At 71.4% G+C, this 18841-nt stretch carries 18 protein-coding genes; 12 read left to right on the plus strand and 6 right to left on the minus strand.

The features are described from left to right. Nucleotides 1–9: 9 nt before the first annotated feature. The 5 genes from ACZ561_RS13385 to ACZ561_RS13405 all read right to left on the minus strand — a co-directional run bounded on the left by ACZ561_RS13385 (nucleotide 10) and on the right by ACZ561_RS13405 (nucleotide 5477). Nucleotides 10–1176 carry an STM4014 family protein gene (locus ACZ561_RS13385; protein WP_470993562.1) on the minus strand — a complete coding sequence of 389 codons (1167 nt, stop codon included), beginning with the start codon at nucleotides 1174–1176 and terminating at the stop codon, nucleotides 10–12. Next, nucleotides 1173–2132 (minus strand): STM4015 family protein, encoded by a 960-nt coding sequence (locus tag ACZ561_RS13390; RefSeq protein ID WP_470993565.1) that lies wholly within the window; start codon nucleotides 2130–2132, stop codon nucleotides 1173–1175. The genes ACZ561_RS13385 and ACZ561_RS13390 overlap by 4 nt, the downstream gene beginning before the upstream one ends. Before the next feature lie 164 nt (nucleotides 2133–2296). Then, nucleotides 2297–3394: a baeRF2 domain-containing protein gene (locus ACZ561_RS13395; protein WP_470993568.1), complete on the minus strand. Its 1098-nt coding sequence runs from the start codon at nucleotides 3392–3394 to the stop codon at nucleotides 2297–2299. A 98-nt stretch (nucleotides 3395–3492) separates the two neighbouring features. Then, entirely contained in the window at nucleotides 3493–4128 is a 636-nt protein-coding gene (locus tag ACZ561_RS13400; protein WP_470993571.1) for a TetR/AcrR family transcriptional regulator, read from the minus strand. A gap of 170 nt (nucleotides 4129–4298) precedes the next feature. Then, nucleotides 4299–5477 carry a Glu/Leu/Phe/Val dehydrogenase dimerization domain-containing protein gene (locus ACZ561_RS13405; protein ID WP_470993574.1) on the minus strand — a complete coding sequence of 393 codons (1179 nt, stop codon included), beginning with the start codon at nucleotides 5475–5477 and terminating at the stop codon, nucleotides 4299–4301. Nucleotides 5478–5565: 88 nt separating this feature from the next. Between ACZ561_RS13405 and ACZ561_RS13410 the strand changes: the two genes are divergently transcribed. The 7 genes from ACZ561_RS13410 (at nucleotide 5566) to ACZ561_RS13440 (ending at nucleotide 13007) form a co-directional block, all read left to right on the plus strand. Further along, nucleotides 5566–6795, plus strand: a complete 1230-nt coding sequence (locus tag ACZ561_RS13410; protein WP_470993576.1) for an MBL fold metallo-hydrolase — start codon at nucleotides 5566–5568, stop codon at nucleotides 6793–6795. Nucleotides 6796–7807: 1012 nt separating this feature from the next. Continuing rightward, nucleotides 7808–8974, plus strand: coding sequence for an ATP-binding protein (locus tag ACZ561_RS13415; protein WP_376435724.1), 1167 nt, complete (start codon nucleotides 7808–7810; stop codon nucleotides 8972–8974). After that, nucleotides 8971–9372, plus strand: a complete 402-nt coding sequence (locus tag ACZ561_RS13420; RefSeq protein WP_329113631.1) for a roadblock/LC7 domain-containing protein — start codon at nucleotides 8971–8973, stop codon at nucleotides 9370–9372. Before ACZ561_RS13415 ends, ACZ561_RS13420 begins: the two co-directional genes overlap by 4 nt. Further along, nucleotides 9369–9746, plus strand: a complete 378-nt coding sequence (locus ACZ561_RS13425) for a DUF742 domain-containing protein (RefSeq protein WP_376435728.1) — start codon at nucleotides 9369–9371, stop codon at nucleotides 9744–9746. The genes ACZ561_RS13420 and ACZ561_RS13425 overlap by 4 nt, the downstream gene beginning before the upstream one ends. Continuing rightward, nucleotides 9721–10314, plus strand: coding sequence for a GTP-binding protein (locus ACZ561_RS13430; protein ID WP_329113627.1), 594 nt, complete (start codon nucleotides 9721–9723; stop codon nucleotides 10312–10314). The genes ACZ561_RS13425 and ACZ561_RS13430 overlap by 26 nt, the downstream gene beginning before the upstream one ends. A 9-nt stretch (nucleotides 10315–10323) precedes the next feature. Next, a complete protein-coding gene (locus ACZ561_RS13435; protein ID WP_470993580.1) occupies nucleotides 10324–11676 on the plus strand; it encodes a cytochrome P450 in 1353 nt (450 codons plus the stop codon). A 266-nt stretch (nucleotides 11677–11942) separates the two neighbouring features. Next, nucleotides 11943–13007, plus strand: coding sequence for a tryptophan dimethylallyltransferase family protein (locus tag ACZ561_RS13440; RefSeq protein ID WP_470993582.1), 1065 nt, complete (start codon nucleotides 11943–11945; stop codon nucleotides 13005–13007). A gap of 22 nt (nucleotides 13008–13029) precedes the next feature. On the opposite strand, the gene ACZ561_RS13445 is transcribed toward ACZ561_RS13440, so the two are convergent. Next, nucleotides 13030–14361 (minus strand): flavin-containing monooxygenase, encoded by a 1332-nt coding sequence (locus ACZ561_RS13445; RefSeq protein ID WP_470993584.1) that lies wholly within the window; start codon nucleotides 14359–14361, stop codon nucleotides 13030–13032. 585 nt (nucleotides 14362–14946) lie between these two features. Between ACZ561_RS13445 and ACZ561_RS13450 the strand changes: the two genes are divergently transcribed. Genes ACZ561_RS13450 through ACZ561_RS13470 form a run of 5 tightly spaced genes read left to right on the plus strand, consistent with a single transcriptional unit; the run spans nucleotide 14947 to nucleotide 18813 of the window. Next, nucleotides 14947–16830 carry a sensor histidine kinase gene (locus tag ACZ561_RS13450; protein ID WP_470993586.1) on the plus strand — a complete coding sequence of 628 codons (1884 nt, stop codon included), beginning with the start codon at nucleotides 14947–14949 and terminating at the stop codon, nucleotides 16828–16830. A 7-nt stretch (nucleotides 16831–16837) separates the two neighbouring features. Further along, complete coding sequence (locus ACZ561_RS13455) at nucleotides 16838–17272, plus strand: roadblock/LC7 domain-containing protein (protein ID WP_329113618.1); 435 nt, start codon at nucleotides 16838–16840, stop codon at nucleotides 17270–17272. Beyond that, nucleotides 17269–17646, plus strand: a complete 378-nt coding sequence (locus tag ACZ561_RS13460; protein ID WP_470993588.1) for a DUF742 domain-containing protein — start codon at nucleotides 17269–17271, stop codon at nucleotides 17644–17646. Before ACZ561_RS13455 ends, ACZ561_RS13460 begins: the two co-directional genes overlap by 4 nt. Continuing rightward, nucleotides 17624–18247, plus strand: a complete 624-nt coding sequence (locus tag ACZ561_RS13465) for a GTP-binding protein (RefSeq protein ID WP_470993590.1) — start codon at nucleotides 17624–17626, stop codon at nucleotides 18245–18247. The genes ACZ561_RS13460 and ACZ561_RS13465 overlap by 23 nt, the downstream gene beginning before the upstream one ends. Beyond that, entirely contained in the window at nucleotides 18244–18813 is a 570-nt protein-coding gene (locus ACZ561_RS13470) for a GAF domain-containing protein (RefSeq protein ID WP_470993592.1), read from the plus strand. The genes ACZ561_RS13465 and ACZ561_RS13470 overlap by 4 nt, the downstream gene beginning before the upstream one ends. Nucleotides 18814–18841: the final 28 nt, after the last annotated feature.

Below are 18841 nucleotides of genomic sequence, written 5' to 3' on the forward strand. Positions count from 1 at the left end.
GAGGCTGGTTCACACGATGCTCGTTCCTGTGGTGCGACTGCTGCCGGTGGTGCTGTCAGGGCTTCTGCGGAGGAGTGCGGAGACCTGGGCCGCGTAGGTGTCCTGGCCCTCCGCGCCGCTGCCGGGGAGGCCGGTGAGTCCGGGAAGGAGATCACCGAAGGCATTGACCTCGCCGACGGCGAAGCGTCGCCAGCCGACGGCCGGCAGCAGATCGACGCCGACGCACTGGGTGCCGGGGAAGGCGTCGGCGGCCCGCTCGCACACGTCGAGGGCGTCCGTCCACCGTCCGCCCGCGCCGACGACCGCCGCACGTACGGCGCCCAAGTCGCCCCGGGTACCGCCGAGATGGAGATTGGTCATGGGGGAGCGGCTGGTCCGTACGACGGCATGGGTGGCCCGGCCCGCGATCACGACCACGCGCAGATCGGCCACACGGCCGCCTTGCGCCGCCTTCGGCACCCAGCGCTCCATGTGCAGTCCGTCGGGGGCGAGCGCGTCCACGATGGCGGCGACCTCGCGTTCCGTCGTATAGCGGCGCACCCGGAGGGAGTTGAAGAGACGCCCGTCCGGGGCCCGTTCCACGGAGGTGGTGGCCTGCACCCGGCCGGCGCCGTTCGTCTCCACGGCCAGGACCCCCGAGGCGGACGAGCCGTGGGCGAGCTTCACGAACACCCGGCGCAGACCCGATTCCGCCATCAGGGCGCAGACGTCCGACCAGCCCCGTACGGCGGGGGCGTCCGCCCCCGATGTCGGCGAGTCCGGTACCGGGACCCCGGCCTCGCGCAGCCGGGCATGGGCGAGCCGCTTGTCGAACAGCACCGCCAGCTCGGCGGGGTCGTCGACGAGGACCGCTCCGGCCTCGCCCACGCTCCGCGCGAGCTCCGCCGTGGCTGCCGTGAACGACGCGTACCAGCGGCCCGTGCCCTCGACCCGGGTCGGGTCGTCCGTGCCGCGCAGCAGCCGGTCGACCTCCGGCTCCTCGCCGGGCGACTCGAGCCGGACCGTCTCGCCCGGGTGGAACCGTGCCCCGCCCCGTAGGGCGTCGAGCCAGGGCTCGACCCGCACTTCGGGCAGCCCGGCGGCCCGCACCGCGTCGCGGAAGAACGCGACCCGGCGGTTGGCCGGGTTGCCGACGACGGCGAGGCGGGTGTGCGCGAGGGGCGGGGAGTGCGTCATTCGGCGACCGCGACGTACCGGTAGACCTCGCCGTCGCCGTCGTCCTCCGGGTCCTGGGCGTCGTCGACGTCCACGGTCACGCCGTGCGGGGTGAGGGCGTCGACGATCCGCTCGCTCGTCTTCTCCGACAGATAGTGGTGGAAGAGGTCGAGATGGGTGAGGTGGGTCAACGGCTGCCCCGCGAGCAGCGCTTCGGCCCCCTCGTCGGTGAGCGTGCCCATCGACAGGTCGAGACGGTCGAGCCGGGCGACCACCGGGGCGCTCGCCACGGCGGCGGCGATCTCGTCCTGGATGACGCTGTTGCGCAGCCCGAGATGGCGGAGGGCGGGGAGACGGGCGCCGGCGAGCAGAGGCTCGAGGTCGGCGACCGTGGAGTCACCGCCGTACTCGTCCGTGCCGAGCCACAGGTCGAGCTTCTCCAGCGCGGGCAGGTCGCTCCCGGCGATGCCGCGCACGACCTCGGCACCGAGACCGCCCGACTCCACCACGAGCGTGCGCAGTCCGGAATGCCGGACCGCCGGGAAGGCGAGCTCCGAACCGCCGCGCACCCCGAACTCCCGCAGGGCGGGGTAGGCCGCGAGCAGCGGCGTCACGTCGGACTGCTGGATCCAGCTGATCTCGCAGTCCTCGAAGCTCATGTCACCCAGGAAGAGCGCCTCAAGACCGGGCAGCCGGTCCTTGGCCGCGACGAGGGCGGCGACGATCGCCGCGGAGGAGGTCTCGTACGCCTCGTCCCAGCCGCCGACGATCACCGCGCGGACCCGCTCCGTGTCGACGTCCGCGAGGAAGCGGGCGAAGACCTGCTCCCACTGCTCGTCGTCGGGTTCGCAGTACGTCGGGCCGGAGACGCGCCAGGCAACGGAAGCGGCGTCCGGCAATTCGACGACGGTGTCACGATCCGGGAAGTGGAACACGGGCAGGCGGTGGAACTCCTGCAGATATCCCGAAATGGTCATGAGTGCTCCAGACACCGGACGGCGTTGATCGGCTGACGCGAGCAGTTGTACCAAGCCGCACCGACAACTCCGCGCCGGGGGCGGTCGAGGGGCCGTCGTCGGTCGGCACCCCTGACGTCGAACGGGTGGTCGGCGGCGCGAGGTGTGTTCGCCACGGAGGGGCGTCAGGACGGCGTCCCGGGGTCGGTGTACCGCAGCAGAGCGCCCACGCCCTCGTTCAGAGTCAGCTCGCTCTCGGGCACGGCGACCAGCTCGGCACCGGTGCCGACGAGGGCCCGGACGAGGGCCTCGTCGGCGCGTTCCTCGCGCGGGGCCCGCACGCCGAAGGAAGTCAAGTCCTGTTCTGTCAGGGCGAGTTGGGTGGGATGAGGGCCCACCCAGAGCCGCGGCGAGGCCCCGGGCGGCCGGTTCAGGAGCAACGCCGCGACCTGGCCGCGTTGCAGGGCGGCGACGGTGGCGGCCAGCCCCTCCGTCGTGGGTCCGCCGGCGGCGCGCCGGCCGATGAAGACCTGCACCAGTTCCCAGTCGTGCGCGGCCATGTGGCCGCGGAAGACGGCGTCGAGCTGAGGCTCCAACAGGGCACGTCCGGTATCGGTGGGGGTCCGGCCGCCCACGCGAACGACCTTGTCCCGCAGGGTGCGTGGCAGACGGCGGACCAGCACGTTCCCCGCCCACTCGTCCCCGCCCACGACGACGGCGTCGGCATGGGCGCGCCGCGCCCGCTCGTCCAGCCGGTGGCCGAGCCGGAGGGAGGTGCGGTGCCAGGTCGCCACCGGGACCCTGCGGTGCAGCCGCTCGCCCGGAGTCACCGTGGAGGTGGGCCAGGTGCCGGTCTCCGCCTCCAGCGTCACCCAGCCGTGGGTCTCGGCCGTCGGAAGGCCGCGGTAGTGGACGACCACGGCCATGTAGGGGATCTCCGGAACATGCTGGGTGACCAGGGGCATCGCGTCCGGCAGCGTGCTGTAGCGCGCGGAATCGTGCTCGGGCGGCCTCGGCAGCTCCCCGTCCAGGACGAGCGTGCCGTGGGCGGCGAAGACTGCCTGCCCGTGCACTCCCGGCACCTCCGCGTCGGTGCCGACCGCTTCCTCCAGCGCGTTCAGCAGTGTCCTGTCCGCGCCCTGACGGGTCAGGCTCTTGCGCAATCGCTGCCAGCGCAGCGCGATCGCCCGCTCGGGATGCTCGGCGTCTCGGGAGGTGTCCAGGTACACCGAGGCGTACGGGCCCGGCTCTGCGTAGAGGGGCTCAAGGAAAGACAGCCTCATCGCCGCTCCTCGTCGATGGTCTCCCTACGTTCGATGATGCACCGACCGCCACGGGGGCCGTACGCGCGCGTGTCGACCTTTCCCGCCGCGAGCCGCCGCTAAGGCCGAGGCCGAGCGGACGGCGCCCCGGCGCCCTCCAGGGAGGGGAGGCCGAGCTCGCGGGCCAGCGCGGCGTCGGCCCACTCCAGCATGGCGGCGCGCGAGAGCGACCCGGCGTACGAGGTCATCTGCACCGCGAGGCCGTCCAGGAAGGCCGTCAGCCGCCAGGCCGCCACGGCCGGGTCCGGACAGGGGAACTCGCCGGCCGCCGCACCCTCGGCGATCACCTGCGTCAGGGCGGCCTTCCACTGCTGGTCCAGGGCCCCGGCGACCTCGCGCAGCGCGGGTTCCCGCAGGCAGGCCGCCCAGCCCTCGATCCACAGCCGCCACCCCTTGGCCTGCCCCGTCGGCGCGTACCAGCGGACGGCCGCGCGCAGGCGGCGCAGGGCGGTGGTACGCCTCCCGAGGAGGCGGCGAAGATGCGCGAGGTCGGCCTCGGCGGCGTAGGCGAAGGCCGCGGCGACGAGCTTCTCCTTGGTCGAGAAGTGGTAGAGCACCAGTGCGTTGCTTACGCCGAGCGCGGAGGCCACGTCGGCGATCCTGACGGCCGCCACGCCCCGTTCCTCGATCTGTTCGACGGCGGCCCGGAGCAGTTCCTCCTGCCGTTCCGCCACGCTCAACCGCACTCTTGCCACGTCGGTCAGCCTACACAGCACATGACGCGGGCATGATCGTTTACGGGGGGCGTGGCGCCGCTGCGATCAGGGCCGACGGCGTCAGTACCAGCGCGTCGGTACCGGCGCCGTCAGTACCGGTGCCGTCGGTGCCGGCGGCGTCAGTACCGGCGGCGTCAGTACCAGCGCCGTCAGTACCAGCCGTAACGCTCGGCGATCTCCGGCAGCCGCTCCTCCACCAGCGCGTGCGCCGCCGCACGGGGCGTACTCCCGTCCGCCTCCGCCCGGTCCAGCATCCGGCCCACCAGGGACCTCATGGCCCGCCGGGTGAACCCGAAGGCCTCGTCCGCGTCCGCCCCGATGTCGCCGAAGAGCGTCCACCACCACCAGGCGTTGGTGCCCGAATTGACGACGACGTCCGGGAGCACCACGACCCCGCGCGCGGCGAGCAGCACCTCCGCCTCGGGGAGGACCGGCATGTTGGCCGCTTCGACAACCCACCGGGCGCGGATCATCCCCTGTGCCTCGGCATCGATCGCGTACGAGACGGCCGCCGGGACCAGGACCTCCGCGTCGACCCGCAGCCAGGCCTCGCCGGACTCCTCCCGGTCGCCGGGCCGCAGCGCCGAGCGGTCCACCGTTCCGTACGCGTCGCGCGCCGCGAGCAGCGCCTCGACATCGAGCCCCTCCGGGTTGACGATCGTGCCCTTCACATCGGCGACCGCCACCACGACGAGTCCGGCCCGCTCCAGGAAGCGGGCGGTGGCCCCGCCCATGGTTCCCAGCCCCTGGATCGAGACCCGCGTTCCCGTGTACGGCCGCTCGGCACGGTCCAGCGCCACGAGGACCGACTCGGCGACCCCGCAGCCGCCCACGAGCTCGTCGAGGCCGATCCCGTCCACGTCGACCTCGAAGGCGTCGGCGAGCCGCTGCCGGGCCGCCGCCTCGTCCTCCAGGAGGGGGTAGACCGCCTGGATCGAGGAGACGAGCCCCGCCTCCGCCGCCGCCCGGTCGATCAGGTCCTGCGTCAGACCCAGATCCTCGCCCGTGGTCCAGAAGCGCTCGATGTACGGCCGCATCGCCTGGAGGTAACGCACCAGTACGCCGTACGCCTCGGGGGAGCGGGGGTCGCAGTCGATGCCGCCCTTGGCGCCGCCCAGCGGGACGTACCGGCTGGTCGGGTCGTAGTGCAGGGCCTCCTTCATGGTCATGCCCCTGGCGAGTCCGGCGACCTCCTCGGCCGTGCACCCCTCGCGCATCCGCAGCCCGCCGCTGGCCACTCCGCGCACCAGCCGGTCGACGACCAGATGACCGCGGCGGCCGGTCACGTGGTCGGTCCAGCCGATGGACAGCAGGGGTGCGGGGCTCATGGGAATACTCCGGAGTTCGGCCAGCGTTACTGAACGGCTATTCAGTATCACCTCTTGGCCCGGCCGTAAGCGGCGCGGGTTGCCCATAATGGAACGACACCGACCATCAGGAGGCCTCGTGACCGGCACCGGCTCCGACCACTCGCTGCGGGCCCGCCTGCGCGCCCTGCGGCCCGAGGCCTTCGGCGCCGACCCGTCCGGGGAGCGCTGGGAGCGCATCCGGCGCTCGCCGAACTTCGCCGACGGGGTCTTCCAGAACCCGGTGGCCGCCCGGACCCGGCCCTCCGGTTCCACCGTCGAGTTCGCCAAGGTCTACTTCCAGAAGGAAGCGCGGGCGCGCCGAGCCCCCACCGGCACGATCCCCGTCCACCCCACCACCCTGGCCGACCTCGCCAGGCCCCCGGCCTCGGGGCTCCGCCTCACCTGGATGGGGCACTCCAGCGTCCTCGCCGAGATCGACGGCCATCGGGTGCTCTTCGACCCGGTCTGGGGCGACCGCTGCTCGCCCTACAGCTTCGCCGGCCCGAAGCGGCTGCACCCCGTGCCGCTGCCGCTCGCGGCGCTCGGACCGGTCGACGTCGTCGTGATCTCCCACGACCACTACGACCACCTGGATCTGCCCACGATCAAGGCCCTGGCCTCCACGGACACGGTCTTCGCGGTCCCGCTGGGCGTCGGAGCCCATCTGGAGCGCTGGGGTGTGTCTCCGTCGCGTCTGCGCGAGCTCGACTGGAACGAGTCCACCGAGATCGGCGAGCTCCGGCTCACCGCGACCCCCGCGCGCCACTTCTGCGGCCGGGGTCTGCGCAACACCCAGCACACCCTCTGGGCGTCCTGGGTCGTCTCGGGCCCCGACCACCGGATCTTCCACAGCGGTGACACGGGCTACTTCCCGGGCTTCTCCGAGATCGGCGCCGTACACGGCCCCTTCGACGCGACCATGATCCAGATCGGGGCGTACTCCACCGAGTACTGGCCCGACATCCACATGACGCCCGCCGAGGGCGTGCAGGCGCATCTCGACCTCCAGGGCGGCCGTCCGCACGGCGTGCTGCTGCCGATCCACTGGGGCACCTTCAACCTGGCCCTGCACCCCTGGGCGGAGCCCGGCGAGTGGACGAGCGACGCCGGTGCGGAGGCAGGACAGGCCGTCGCGTCTCCCCGCCCGGGCGAGCCCTTCGAGCCTTCCGGAAAGCTCCCCGCCGACCCGTGGTGGCGAGGCATCTCCGTCCCGATCGCCCGCCCCTGGCGCCGCCCCAAGGGACAGGCTCCGGCCGCGGAGGCCCGCGGAGACCTGGACCTCGCGGGCGAGCGCTGACCCAGGGCGCGCACAAGTCCGACGAACGTCCCGGCTACCGGGCTCGGGCCGGCTCCGACCTCCGTGTCGGCCCGAGCCGGCCCGGGCCGACACGGGCCGAGTCCGAGTCCGAGTCCGACTGTCCCCGTCCCCGCCTGGCCGCCGACGGGGCACGACCGGCCCGCACCCGGCCGGCCCGGACCTGTCGGCCCGCACCCCGCCGGGTCCGGACCCTGTAGGCCCGGATCGCGCCAGGCCGGCCTGATCGGGCCCCGCCAGTCCCCACCAGCCAAGACCGACCCCCACCAGCCAAGACCGGCCCGCACCAGCCCGGACAGGCCCGCACCAGCCCGGACAGGCCCGCAACCGCCCGGCCCGCGCCCCGCCCGGCCCGCGCCCCGCCCGGCCCGCGCCCCGCCCGGCCCGCGCCCCGCCCGGCCCGCGCCCCGCCCGCAACCGCCCCGCCCGGCCCCAGCCCGGCCCGCGTCCCGGTCGACCGGGACCGATCCCCGCCGGCCCGCACCGCGCCCTACGGGCCGGACCGCCGGCCTGGCACTCCTCCCTACGGGGCGAGCCGCCCCGGCCGGTTTCATGAGCCGCCGCCATCCGGCCCGCGTTGGGACAGACCCCCACCAGGGCACCCAGACCCTCTCCCGGGAAGACGAAGCACCCGTTTACGCGCCCGCCGCACCGCGCATCCCGATGGCAATTCCCAGTCATTCCGTACAAGTTCGTGAACTCCCGGCGCTGCGCGCCCCGCTCGGCCGTGAACTCTCCGTGCCGCCCGGCCTGCGCATTCCGCTTACGCTCGTCGAACCCGCCCAATGCCCATCGGGTACCCCCCTGTTGACGATCGGTCACCTGTTCGTTGCCCGGTGATACGATCATCGCGCTTGCGGGGCGGGGGATGGGCGAAGACGACATCTCCGACCGCGGTGGCCATCCGCGCAATGACCGGCACGGACGGGTCCCGCCGGTCCACCCGCATTGACGGAATTCAGCAGCTGGCCGTCAGTCGCCTGAAGAGAGTCTTATGACGCATTACGCACAGAACCCAGTGCTCTGGGTCCTTCTCGTCGCCGTCATCGGCGCAGTCGCCGTCATTGTCCGCCAGCGCAGGGGGACAAGGGCTCTGCGGGGTGAGATCGAAGAGATCAAGGCCCATTACACCGAGCTGGAGATCAGCTTCTCGAAATCCGTCGAGGTCGAGAAGGAACGTGCCCAGGACGCCACCAAGTCGGTCCTCAAGTCCGCGATGCGGACGCTGCAGGGCCTTGCCGCCGAGCAGCAGTCCGTCATCTCCGGACTGCAGAACAAGTACGGCGAGTCCGTGATTCTCCAGGACCTCCTGGAGATCGACCACACGAACTCGCAGTTCGGCCGGCGTGCTCAGTCCATCGCGGTGTTGTGCGACGGCTGGCTGGGGCGACAGCGTGACGTCGCCTCGGTCTACGACGTGGTCCGCAGCGCCCAGGGCAGGATCCGTCACTTCCGCCGCGTGGAGATCCTTTCGCAGGTCGACTTCGCGATCACCAGTCGCTCCGTCGAACCGGTGGCGCTGGCTCTCGCCGAGCTGCTCGACAACGCCACCAGCTACTCCAGCCCTGACACCGTGGTCGAGATCAACATCCGTACCGTGCCCAAGGGCATCTGCATCGTCGTCGACGACGCCGGTGTCGGTATGAACGACGAGGAGCGGGCCAGGGCCGCGAAACTCCTCTCGAGCGAGCGCGTCTCCGGTGTCTCGGGGCTCGGCAGCCCCCCGCAGTTCGGATTCGCGGTGATCGGTGTGCTCTGCGAGCGCTTCGGCTTCGAGGTGTCCGTGGACTCCAGCTCTCCGTACGGAGGTGTCCGCGCCGTTCTCCTCCTGCCGCACGAGCTGCTCACCAACATGCCGGAGAAGAAGGCACCGACGCCCTCCGTCCCCGCGGTCTCCGCGACGGACCCGAGCGGCCCCGAAGCCGCCGTGGCAGGCTCCTCGACCGCCGACGGGCTGCCGAAGCGCCGCCGCAAGCGGCCGATGGCCATCGTCCCGGGCAGCACGACCGCACCCGCGGCGACGCGCTCCGGTGCCGAGACCGCGGCGATCATGGGGGCCTTCCAGCGAGGCACGCAATCCGGCCGGGCCACACGCCCGGACTCCGCGGATCGAACCAGCAGCACACGTGATGCGAGCAGCGAAGGGCATGAGATCTCGTGAACGACGATCTGTCATGGATGCTTGACAGCGCCTTGGAGATACCCGGGGCGCTGCACGCGGTCCTCGTCTCCGCCGACGGTCTGCTGATGGCCCGGACGAAGGACTTCGACAAGGACAACGCGGACACCGTCGCCGCCGCGATGAGCGGCGTGCAGTCGCTCAGCCGCTCGCTCGGGTTCTTCGTCGACGGCGGCCAGCTGCGGTGGCGGCAGACGCTGGTCGAGTTCGACGGGGGCTGGGTCTTCCTCATCTCCGCCGGGGAGGGCGCGTACCTCGGCGTCTCGGCCTCGCCGGACGTCGACATGCAGGACATCACCTTCCGGATGCAGCAGCTCGTCGGGCAGTTGGGCAAGGCCCTGACGACACCGCCGCGCGAGAACCTCGGCGTCCGCTCATGAGCGGCTTCGGAGAGCTGGAGCCCGAGGCCGCGGAATTAGTGCGTCCGTACGTCATCACCAAGGGACGCGGCCTGCCCGACGAGCAGCAGCTGTCCCTGATCACCCTCGTCACCGCGGCAGGTGACGAGGAGCAGCGTCCGACGCGGCTGTCTCCCGAGGAGCAGGGCCTGTTGGACCTGTGCACCGCCGGCTATCTCTCGGTCGCCGAGATCGCGGGGCACACGCGGCTGCCCATGGGTGTGGTGAAGATCCTTCTCTCCGCGCTCACCGAGGGCGGCTACCTCATCACCCGCCCGCCCGTGCAGCGTGCCGCGCTCGCGGACCGTGACATCCTCGAGGAGGTGCTGAATGGACTACGCACCAAGTTTGGGTGAGCAGGCGTACGTCCGCGGCGGAGCGACGCAGATCGCCGTGAAGATCCTCGTCGTCGGTCACTTCGCCGTCGGCAAGACCACCTTCATCGGTGCGATCTCGGAGATCCCTCCGCTGTCCACCGAGGAGACGATGACGCGCGCGGGCGAGTCGTTCGACGACCTCAAGGGCGTCCGGAGCAAAACCACCACCACGGTGGCCATGGACTTCGGCCGACTGACCATCAGCGACCGCGTCGTGCTGTATCTGTTCGGAACGCCCGGCCAGCAGCGTTTCGTGCAGATGTGGGAGGACATGGCGCGCGGCGCGCTCGGAGCGCTGGTGCTGGTCGACCCCGAGCGGCTGGCGGACTCCTTCGCCGTGATCGACCTGATCGAGCAGTACGGTCTCGACTACGCGATCGCAGTCAACCGATTCGACGGCACGGCGGATCGAGAGGTACGGGCGCTGCGCGAGGCGCTCGACCTGCTCGACGACACCCCGGTCGTCACCTGCGACGCGCGCGACGAGCAGTCGTCCGCCGACGCGCTGATCACACTCGTCCGGCATCTGCTGGACCGCGCTCACTAGGAAGCAGACATGGACGCTCAACCCACGGCCGCCCCCGTCCCCCCGCCGGGGTGCCCCGCCCACAGCGTCGGCGGCCGGGTGCCGCTGTACGGGCCGGAGTTCGCGGCCGATCCGCAGGCGTACTACTCCTATCTGCGGCACTTCGGCCCGACCGCACCCGTGGAGCTCGCTCCGGGGGTGGAGGCCACGCTCGTCACCGACTACGCGACGGCGCTCCAACTGCTGCAGGACTCCGGCTCCTTCCGCAAGGACGCACGCCGCTGGCGGGACCTCGCCGAAGGCCTGATCAGCCCGGACAACCCGGTCGTGCCCGCGCTGGCGTACCGGCCCAACAGCATGTTCAGCGACGGGGCCGAGCACCTGCGGCTGCGCCAGGCGATCACGGACAGCATGGCCCGTGTCGACGCGCGCAAGCTGACCCGGACCATCGAGCAGGTCTCCGAGTACCTCATCTCGCAGTTCAGCGCACGTGGCTCCGCCGACCTGCTCGGTGACTACGCCAGGCAGCTGCCGCTGTTCGTGTTCAACGAACTCTTCGGCTGCCCCGCCGACATCGGTGACCGGGTGCTGTTCGGCATCACCGGCATGTTCGACGGCAACAACGCCGAACGGGCGGTCGAGGTCCTGTTCGGCGCCGTCGGTGAGCTCGTGGCGCTCAAGCGTGCCAGGCCGGGCGAGGACGTCACCTCGTGGCTGATGCAGCATCAGGCGAAGCTGACCGACGAGGAGATGGTTCATCAGGTCGCCCTGCTCCTGGGCGCCGGAACCGACCCGCTCGGCAACCTCATCGGCAACACCCTTCATCGGCTGCTCACTCACGACCGGTACGCCGACGGAGGCGGCCTGATCGACGAGGCCCTCGACGACACTCTGTGGGACAACCCGCCCATGGCCAACTACGCGGCGCACTACCCGGCGGCCGACATGGAGTTCGCCGGTCAGAAGTTCCGGGCGGGCGATCTCGTGATGGTCAGTTTCGCGGCCGCCAACTCGGGGCCGAAACTGTCCGCCGCACGCCAGGCCGGCAGCAACCGGTCCCACCTGGCATGGAGCGCGGGCCCCCACGCCTGCCCGTCCAAGGAGCCTGCCCGGCAGATCACCGTCACCGCCGTCGAGAGCCTGCTCAACCAGCTCCCCGACGTCGAACTGTCCGTGCCGGAGGACAGCCTCGTCTGGCGCCCGGGCCCGTTCAACCGGGGCCTCACCACGCTGCCCGCGCGGTTCACCGCGGTCGAGACCGTGCGCCGGACCGGCGCGCAGGCACGTCCGGAGGCGTCCACGCAACCGCAGCTGCCCGAGGCCGGCCGCAAGCGCGAACGCGGCGGAATGTGGAGCCAGTTCCTCAACTGGCTGGCGAAGTGACAGACGCAACTCCCCTTGGCTTACCCGCCACCGCATGAACGATCAGCCATGGGGGTAGTGAGCACCGCGTTGTTCTGGCGTGCTTACGAGGCTAAGGAGGTGTCGTGGAGCACATATCCACCGACGCCGGTTTCATGCGAGGTTTCATCGACTTCGGCCCCCTCGATACCCGCCCATCCGGGCGGGTATCTTCTTGGGCGCTCAGGAGCAGTACGGAAACGCTCGGCGGTCACGCGGCGAGACAGGTCCTGCGGCTGTGCGAGGCCGTGGGGTTGAGCGGGGCCGACTCCACGGAGTACGCCCAGACGCTGCTCACCGTGCTGGGCCCCGCCGCCGAGCGGCCGCTCGACCTGCCGCCCGAGCACTCCTTCCTCTCCGACGACCACACGCCGGTGGAGTTCTCGCTCGCCTTCGTCCCGGACGCGGACCCGACGCTGAGGGTGCTGCTGGAGCCCGGGTACGGCGCCGGCAGCCTGGCGGAGAACGGGCGCGTCGGGCTGCGGGTGGTCCGTGAGATGGCGCGGCGATGGGGATTCGACACCAGGCGGCTGGACGAGCTCGAAGACCTGTTCTTCCCTCCCGAGCCCGAAGGTCCGCTGGCGCTCTGGTGCGCGCTGGAGCTGGTCCCCGGCGGTGTCCCCAAGGCCAAGGTGTATCTGAACCCCGCGGCGTCTGGGCAGGAACGTTCCGCCGACACGGTGCGTGAGGCGCTGCGCCGGCTCGGCCACCGCCGGGCGTTCGCGGCGCTGCCCGAGGGCGATCGCCATCTCTTCTTCGCCCTGGATCTGGGCGACTGGGAAGAACCCCGGGTGAAGGTCTACCTCGTGCACCAGGACTTGTCGGCTGCGAACGCGGCCGGCCTGTCCCGCGTGGACGGCGGCCCGCGACGGAAGGAGATCCAGCGGTTCTTCCGCACGGCGGCAGGACACGACATCGACGCCGACGGCTTCGGCCACCCGGATGTACCACTCGACCGCCGGCCGGGCCTGAGCTGCCACGCCTTCACCGAGAGCCGGACCGGCCTGCCGAGCGGCTTCACCCTGCACATCCCGGTCCGCGACTACGCCCGCCACGACGGCGAGGCCCTCGACCGGGCGGTGGCCGTGCTCCGCCGCCACGGCATGGACCCGGCTCCGCTCGTCCGGGCACTGTCCGCCGTCACTTCGCGCCGGCTTCAGGACGGCGTGGGGCTCATCGCGTACCTGGGCCTCGTCCACCAGCAGGGCCGGGCGCCGCGGATGAACGTGTACATCTCCTCGGAGGCGTACGAGGTCAGGCCGCCGGCCACCGTGGCCGTGCCGGCTCCCCGGCCGGAAGCCGTCCACTCATGAGGTTCCCCGCCGCCGCCCGGGGTCACGCGTCCTGCAACTCGCGCAGCTCCCGCAGGTAGGGGCCGACGTCCACCTGGATCGAGGAACCCTCGGACCGCCCGTAGCGCTCCTCGATGCCACTCAGGTACGTGGCGATCTCCTCGCGCATGACATCCGCGGATGGCAGGGTGACGTCGCCGTCGACGATCCGCGCCACCCACTGGGCCTGGGCCTCCACGAGGCGCGTGATCGAGCCCACGGGACGTATCAGACCGACGAAGTGCAGGCCGGGCCGGTCGGGGGCGACCACCCGCTTGTACAGCTCGACGGCGCCCTGCCGGGGATCCGCCGGACATCCGGCGGGAAGGAAGGGGAAGGCCATGCGGAAGCCGGTGCAGTAGACGATCGCGTCCGCCTCCACCGTTGTTCCGTCGGTGAAGGTCACGGTGCTGCCGTCCAGGGAAGCGATCGCGGGCCTCGGGGTCACCCCGCCGTGCCGTATTCGGCTGAGAATCTCGTCCGAGATGGTCACGGCCGAGGAGAAGACGGGGTGGTCGGGCTCGGGGAGGCCGTAGTCCGACAGCTTGCCCCGCGCCACGAACAGGGCCTGCTCGACGAAGTGTCGCCGCTCGTCGAAGGGCATGTCGTTGAACCACGACGCGTCGGCGATCAGGTCCACGGACATGCCGAAGAGCTGCTTGGGTACGATGTGCAGCCCCCGGCGGACGGAGAGCACGGTCTGCGCGGCGTGCCGGGAGAGGTCCGTGGCGATGTCCACGCCGGACGCCCCCATTCCGACCACGACCACGCGCTGCCCGGCGAAGTCGCCGCCGTCGCCGTAGTCCATCGAGTGGAGAATCGTTCCGGTGAAGGAGCCGGAACCGGGCGGCAGCGAATCCGGCAGCGCCGCCACCGTGTTGTGGCCCGAGGCGACGATCACGTGCTCGAAGCGCCGTTCCGTCACCTCTCCGTGCGTGTCGCGACTGACGACCGTCCAGCCGCCGTCGGCGTCCTGCCGTACGGAGACCACTTCCGTACGCAGCTCGATGCGGGGCAGGAGTCCGGCCCACTCGGCGAAGGCCCGCAGATAGGCGGCGACGTCGCTGTGCCTGGGGTAGAGAGGCAGCTCGTCCGGCATCGGGAAGTCCGAGTAGCCGGTGAGCTGTTTGGCGGTGTTCAGATGCAGCGACGCATAGGCCGGGCCCCGTTCGCCGGCCCCGGGCCGACGCCAGATCCCTCCGACGTCCGGTGACTTCTCCAGGCAGGCGAAGTCGATTCCCCTGGCCGAGAGCGCGTATGCGGTCGCCAGCCCGGACATGCCCGCACCGATGACACACACGGCCGCCGCAGTGGGCACGGCATGTGACAGGCCCAAGGAACCCTCCACAGAACACCATCCGTCCTCGCACCGGACGTTGACCGCAACCGGTGCCTCAGCCTTCTCCGCGCAGGAGCCGGGGCCTCACGATACCGATCTAGCTCCCCGCAGGTGGGTGAGGTGGTTCCGGTCGTACGGACAGTCACATCGTCGACCACCGCGTTCGCGCGAACGGAAAGGATGCGAACGCGAATTCGAGGAACGTCGGCCTGGCCGAAAAGCGGCCCATGGGATTCGGCAGGTGCGCGTGCCCGCTCCCGATATCGGCTCCCATCTGTGGATTCCGGTCAAGGCTCGTTTCCGCCGAGTTCTTCGGCGTGCACGGTCCTGAACTCTCTTCCGCTCCGGCGTTTCCGGGGGCCCTGTCGGGTTCCGGCCATACATTCTCGGCCGGTCGTGCGAAGGGTGATACCAGAGTGCGGCGCTCTACGGGTAAGTTTGCCAACTGCGCACCGCACATGAACGGTTGACGACTACAGTGTGTGCTTGGTGATCATCGGTAGGCTCATCACATCCACGTAGTGCACACCCCCGTAGTGACAGAGAAGTACACCGATTCCTGGGCACGTACCAAGGACACTCATGTCTCAACTTCGCGCACCCGCCGCGCGGTCCGAACGCCGCGAGGGCGGGCGGCACGGCCGGTCAGGCGCCCGTTCCGCTCCCGGCGCGGGAGCTCCCAACCCCGCGCAGAATTCCGTGCCGCCTCCGCCGGAGGCCCGTATACGCTCGCAACTCCTGCGGACCTCCGTGCTTCCGGCCGTCGCCGTGGCACTCGGCGGCGCAGCAGCCGTCATCTTCACCATCCGCTCCACCGGGGCCGGCCCCACCGCCGGCCTCTGGGCCGCGCTGACCGGCGCCGCCGCCCTCACGGTCGCCTCCGTGACCGCGGCCGCGCTCGGTGCGGACCGGGCGGCCAAGTCCGTGCTCGACCGCTGCAACGCCCTGCGCCGCTCCAGCGCCCGCGGCCAGAGCGAGCTGCGTGCCGTCGTCGAGCAGCTGCGTCGTGGCGACGGCCCCCCGGCCCGCCCGGCCGTCCCGCCGGCCGTGGCGTCCGGAGACGAGTTCGACCTGCTCGCCCAGGAGTTGACCCGCTCCCACGAGGCCGCCGTGGCCGCCGTGGTGCAGGCCTCCCGGCTCTCCAGCAGCGTCGGCAACGAGCAGAAGGTCGAGGTCTTCGTCAACCTCGCCCGCCGCCTCCAGTCCCTCGTCCACCGCGAGATCCAGCTCCTGGACGAGCTGGAGAACGAGGTCGAGGACCCCGAGCTGCTCAAGGGCCTGTTCCACGTCGACCACCTGGCGACCCGCATCCGCCGCCACGCGGAGAACCTTGCCGTGCTCGGCGGTGCCATCTCCCGCCGCCAGTGGTCGAATCCGGTCACCATGACCGAGGTCCTGCGCTCCTCCATCGCCGAGGTCGAGCAGTACCCGCGCGTGAAGCTCGTGCCGCCGATCGACGGCACGCTGCGGGGCCACGCCGTGGCCGACGTCATTCACCTGCTCGCCGAACTGGTCGAGAACGCGACGCTCTTCTCCGCCCCGCACACCACGGTGCTGCTGCGCGCCCAGTACGTCACGGCCGGCCTCGCCATCGAGGTCGAGGACCGCGGCCTGGGCATGCCGGTCACCGAGCAGAACAAGATGAACGCCCTGCTCGCAGACCCCGACCAGGTCAACGTCGCCCATCTGCTCCAGGACGGCCGCATCGGCCTCTTCGTCGTCTCCGCGCTCGCCCGCCGCCACGGCATCGCGGTCCGCCTCCAGACGAACATCTACGGTGGCATCCAGGCCGTCCTCGTGCTGCCGCAGGGCCTCCTCGGCGCCGACCCCGAGGGTCTCGCGCGGACCGAGAACCAGCCCGGAGCCATTCCCGCGAGCCGGCCCTCCCACGCGCCGCACATGCCCCAGCAGACTGCGGCTCCCTCGGTCCACGCTCCCCCCGCCGCCCCGGTCCCGACCGGGGCGCACGGCAACGGAACTCCCGCACCGGCACCCGTACACCCGCAGACGCCCGCGCCCGTCCACGCGTCCGCGCACACTCCCGTACGGACGCCGGCCCACGCACCGGAGCCCGCGACCGAACCTCCGCACCGGCCACTGACATACACCACCTCCGCACCGGCGATTCCGCTCCGGCAGCCGAACGCGGGCCCGCCCGCCCCGGCCGCCCCGGCGCACGACGGAGCTCCCCTCCCCGTACGGGGAGATCACGTCGGGCGTGCCAGCCCCGGGACGATCCCCCCGGCCCCGCGCGCGGAAGCGCCCGGCCGACCTCTCCTCCCCAAGCGGCGCGCGCAGGAACACATCGTCCCGCAGCTGCGCGACGAGCCCGCCGCCCGCCCGCCCGAGGAGCACGCCTTGCACGACCCGGGTCTGATGGCCGCCTTCCAACGCGGTATCGGACTCGCCGAATCCCAGCCCCCAGCCCATGAATCGCTGCGTCCCGGTGACGCGCACAAGGAGTAGATGCACCATGGCGAGCAATGTGCCGAACGGCCATTCCTCGGATCTCGACTGGCTGCTGAGCGGTCTGGTCCAGCGGGTCCCGTACACCCGCAACGCGGTACTGCTCTCCTCCGACGGCCTGGTCAAGTCGGTCCACGGCCTCGACACCGACGCGGCCGACCACATGGCCGCGCTGGCCTCCGGGCTGTACTCGCTCGGCCGCAGCGCCGGCGCCCGGTTCGGCGACGGCGGCGAGGTGCGGCAGGTGGTCGTCGAACTCGACTCCACCCTGCTGTTCGTCACCACCGCGGGCTCCGGCACGTGCCTGGCGGTGCTCGCCGGACGCGAGGCGGACGCCGCCGTGCTGGGATACGAGATGGCGATGCTGGTCAAGAGCGTACGGCCGTATCTGGTCACCCCCGCCAGACAGGCGGCGGGCGCGGCGCGCAGCGCAGGGCAGTGAGCGTGACGTCCTCCCAGGAGGGGCCCTGGCTCGACGACGCGGCAGGCAGGCTGATCCGCCCGTACACCGTGATCGGCGGCAGGACCCAGCCCACCACCGCGCTCGACCTCCTCTCCATGGTGATGGCGACGGGCACCACACCGCAGGCCCACATGGGTCCCGAGCACAGCCTGGCCCTCGGGCTCTGCGACGGACCCACCTCGGTGGCCGAGATCGCGGCGCACTTACGGCTCCCCGCGGTCGTCACCAAGGTTCTTCTGTCCGATCTCGTGGACTGCGGGGCGCTGACCGCCCGGGCGCCCCGCTTCCACGACAACCCAACCGACCGTTCCTTGCTGGAGGCAGTGCTCGATGGCCTACGACAACGGCTCTGAGCGCCACGAGAGTTTCGCGACCGACCCGTTTCCCACCGCGCTCAAGATCCTGGTGGCGGGTGGCTTCGGCGTGGGCAAGACCACCTTCGTGGGCGCGGTCAGCGAGATCGAACCGCTGAGTACCGAAGAGCTGCTGACCCAGGTCAGCGCGGCGACCGACAGCCTGGAGGGCGTGGAGTCCAAGACCACGACCACGGTCGCGATGGACTTCGGGCGTATCACGCTCGACAAGCGGAACGTGCTGTATCTGTTCGGCACTCCGGGCCAGGAACGCTTCTGGTTCATGTGGGACGAGCTCTCCGAGGGTGCGCTCGGGGCGGTCGTCCTCGCCGACACCCGACGCCTGCAGGACTGCTTCTCCGCCGTCGACTTCTTCGAACGGCGCGGCATCGGGTTCGTCGTGGCGGTCAACGAGTTCGACGGCGCGTATCGCTACGAGCCGGACGAGGTACGGGCGGCGCTCGACCTCAAGCCCGAGGTGCCGGTCGTGCTGTGCGACGCCCGGATCTCCAGCGCCGGCATCCGCACCCTCCTCACCCTCGTCCAGCATCTGCTCACCACCATCCCGGCCCCCGTGCCGAGCTACGGAGCACCGTCATGACCTACGATCCGACCGGTCATCTGCTGCTGACCCCCGTCGACCGGGAGGCGCCCGCCCGTGTGCGGCGACTGCGCGAACTGGGCCTGGGGGAGCGGCCGGAGCCCGCGTTCGACGAGTTCGCCCACCGGCTCGCGGACGTGACCGGTGCCCCGTACTCGATGGTCAACTTCATCGACGAGAACCGGCAGTTCTTCGCCGGGCTGCACACGCCGGCCGGCACCCACTCCGGCAGCGATCTGGGCGCGGCGGCGGCCGGCGGCGACGTCGGCCGGTACATGGCCCGTGACCACGGCTACTGCCCGCACGTCGTGGTGCGCCGCAAGGCGCTCGTCCTTGAGGACGTCTGCGACTACCCGCGGTTCGCGGGCAACCCGGTGGTGGACGAGATCGGCATCCGTTCCTACATGGGCGCGCCGCTGATCGACCGTACGGGCATAGCGCTGGGCACGATCTGCGTCGTCGACACCGACGTACGGCGGTGGGGCCGGGCCGGTCTGGAGACGATCAAGACGCTGGCCGCGGAGCTGGTGGAACAGATCCACCGCCGCGAGGACGGGCTGATCTGACCCGTCCGTGACCCGTCCGTGCAGGACA

The sequence above is a fragment of the Streptomyces sp. NPDC039609 genome (assembly GCF_055596705.1).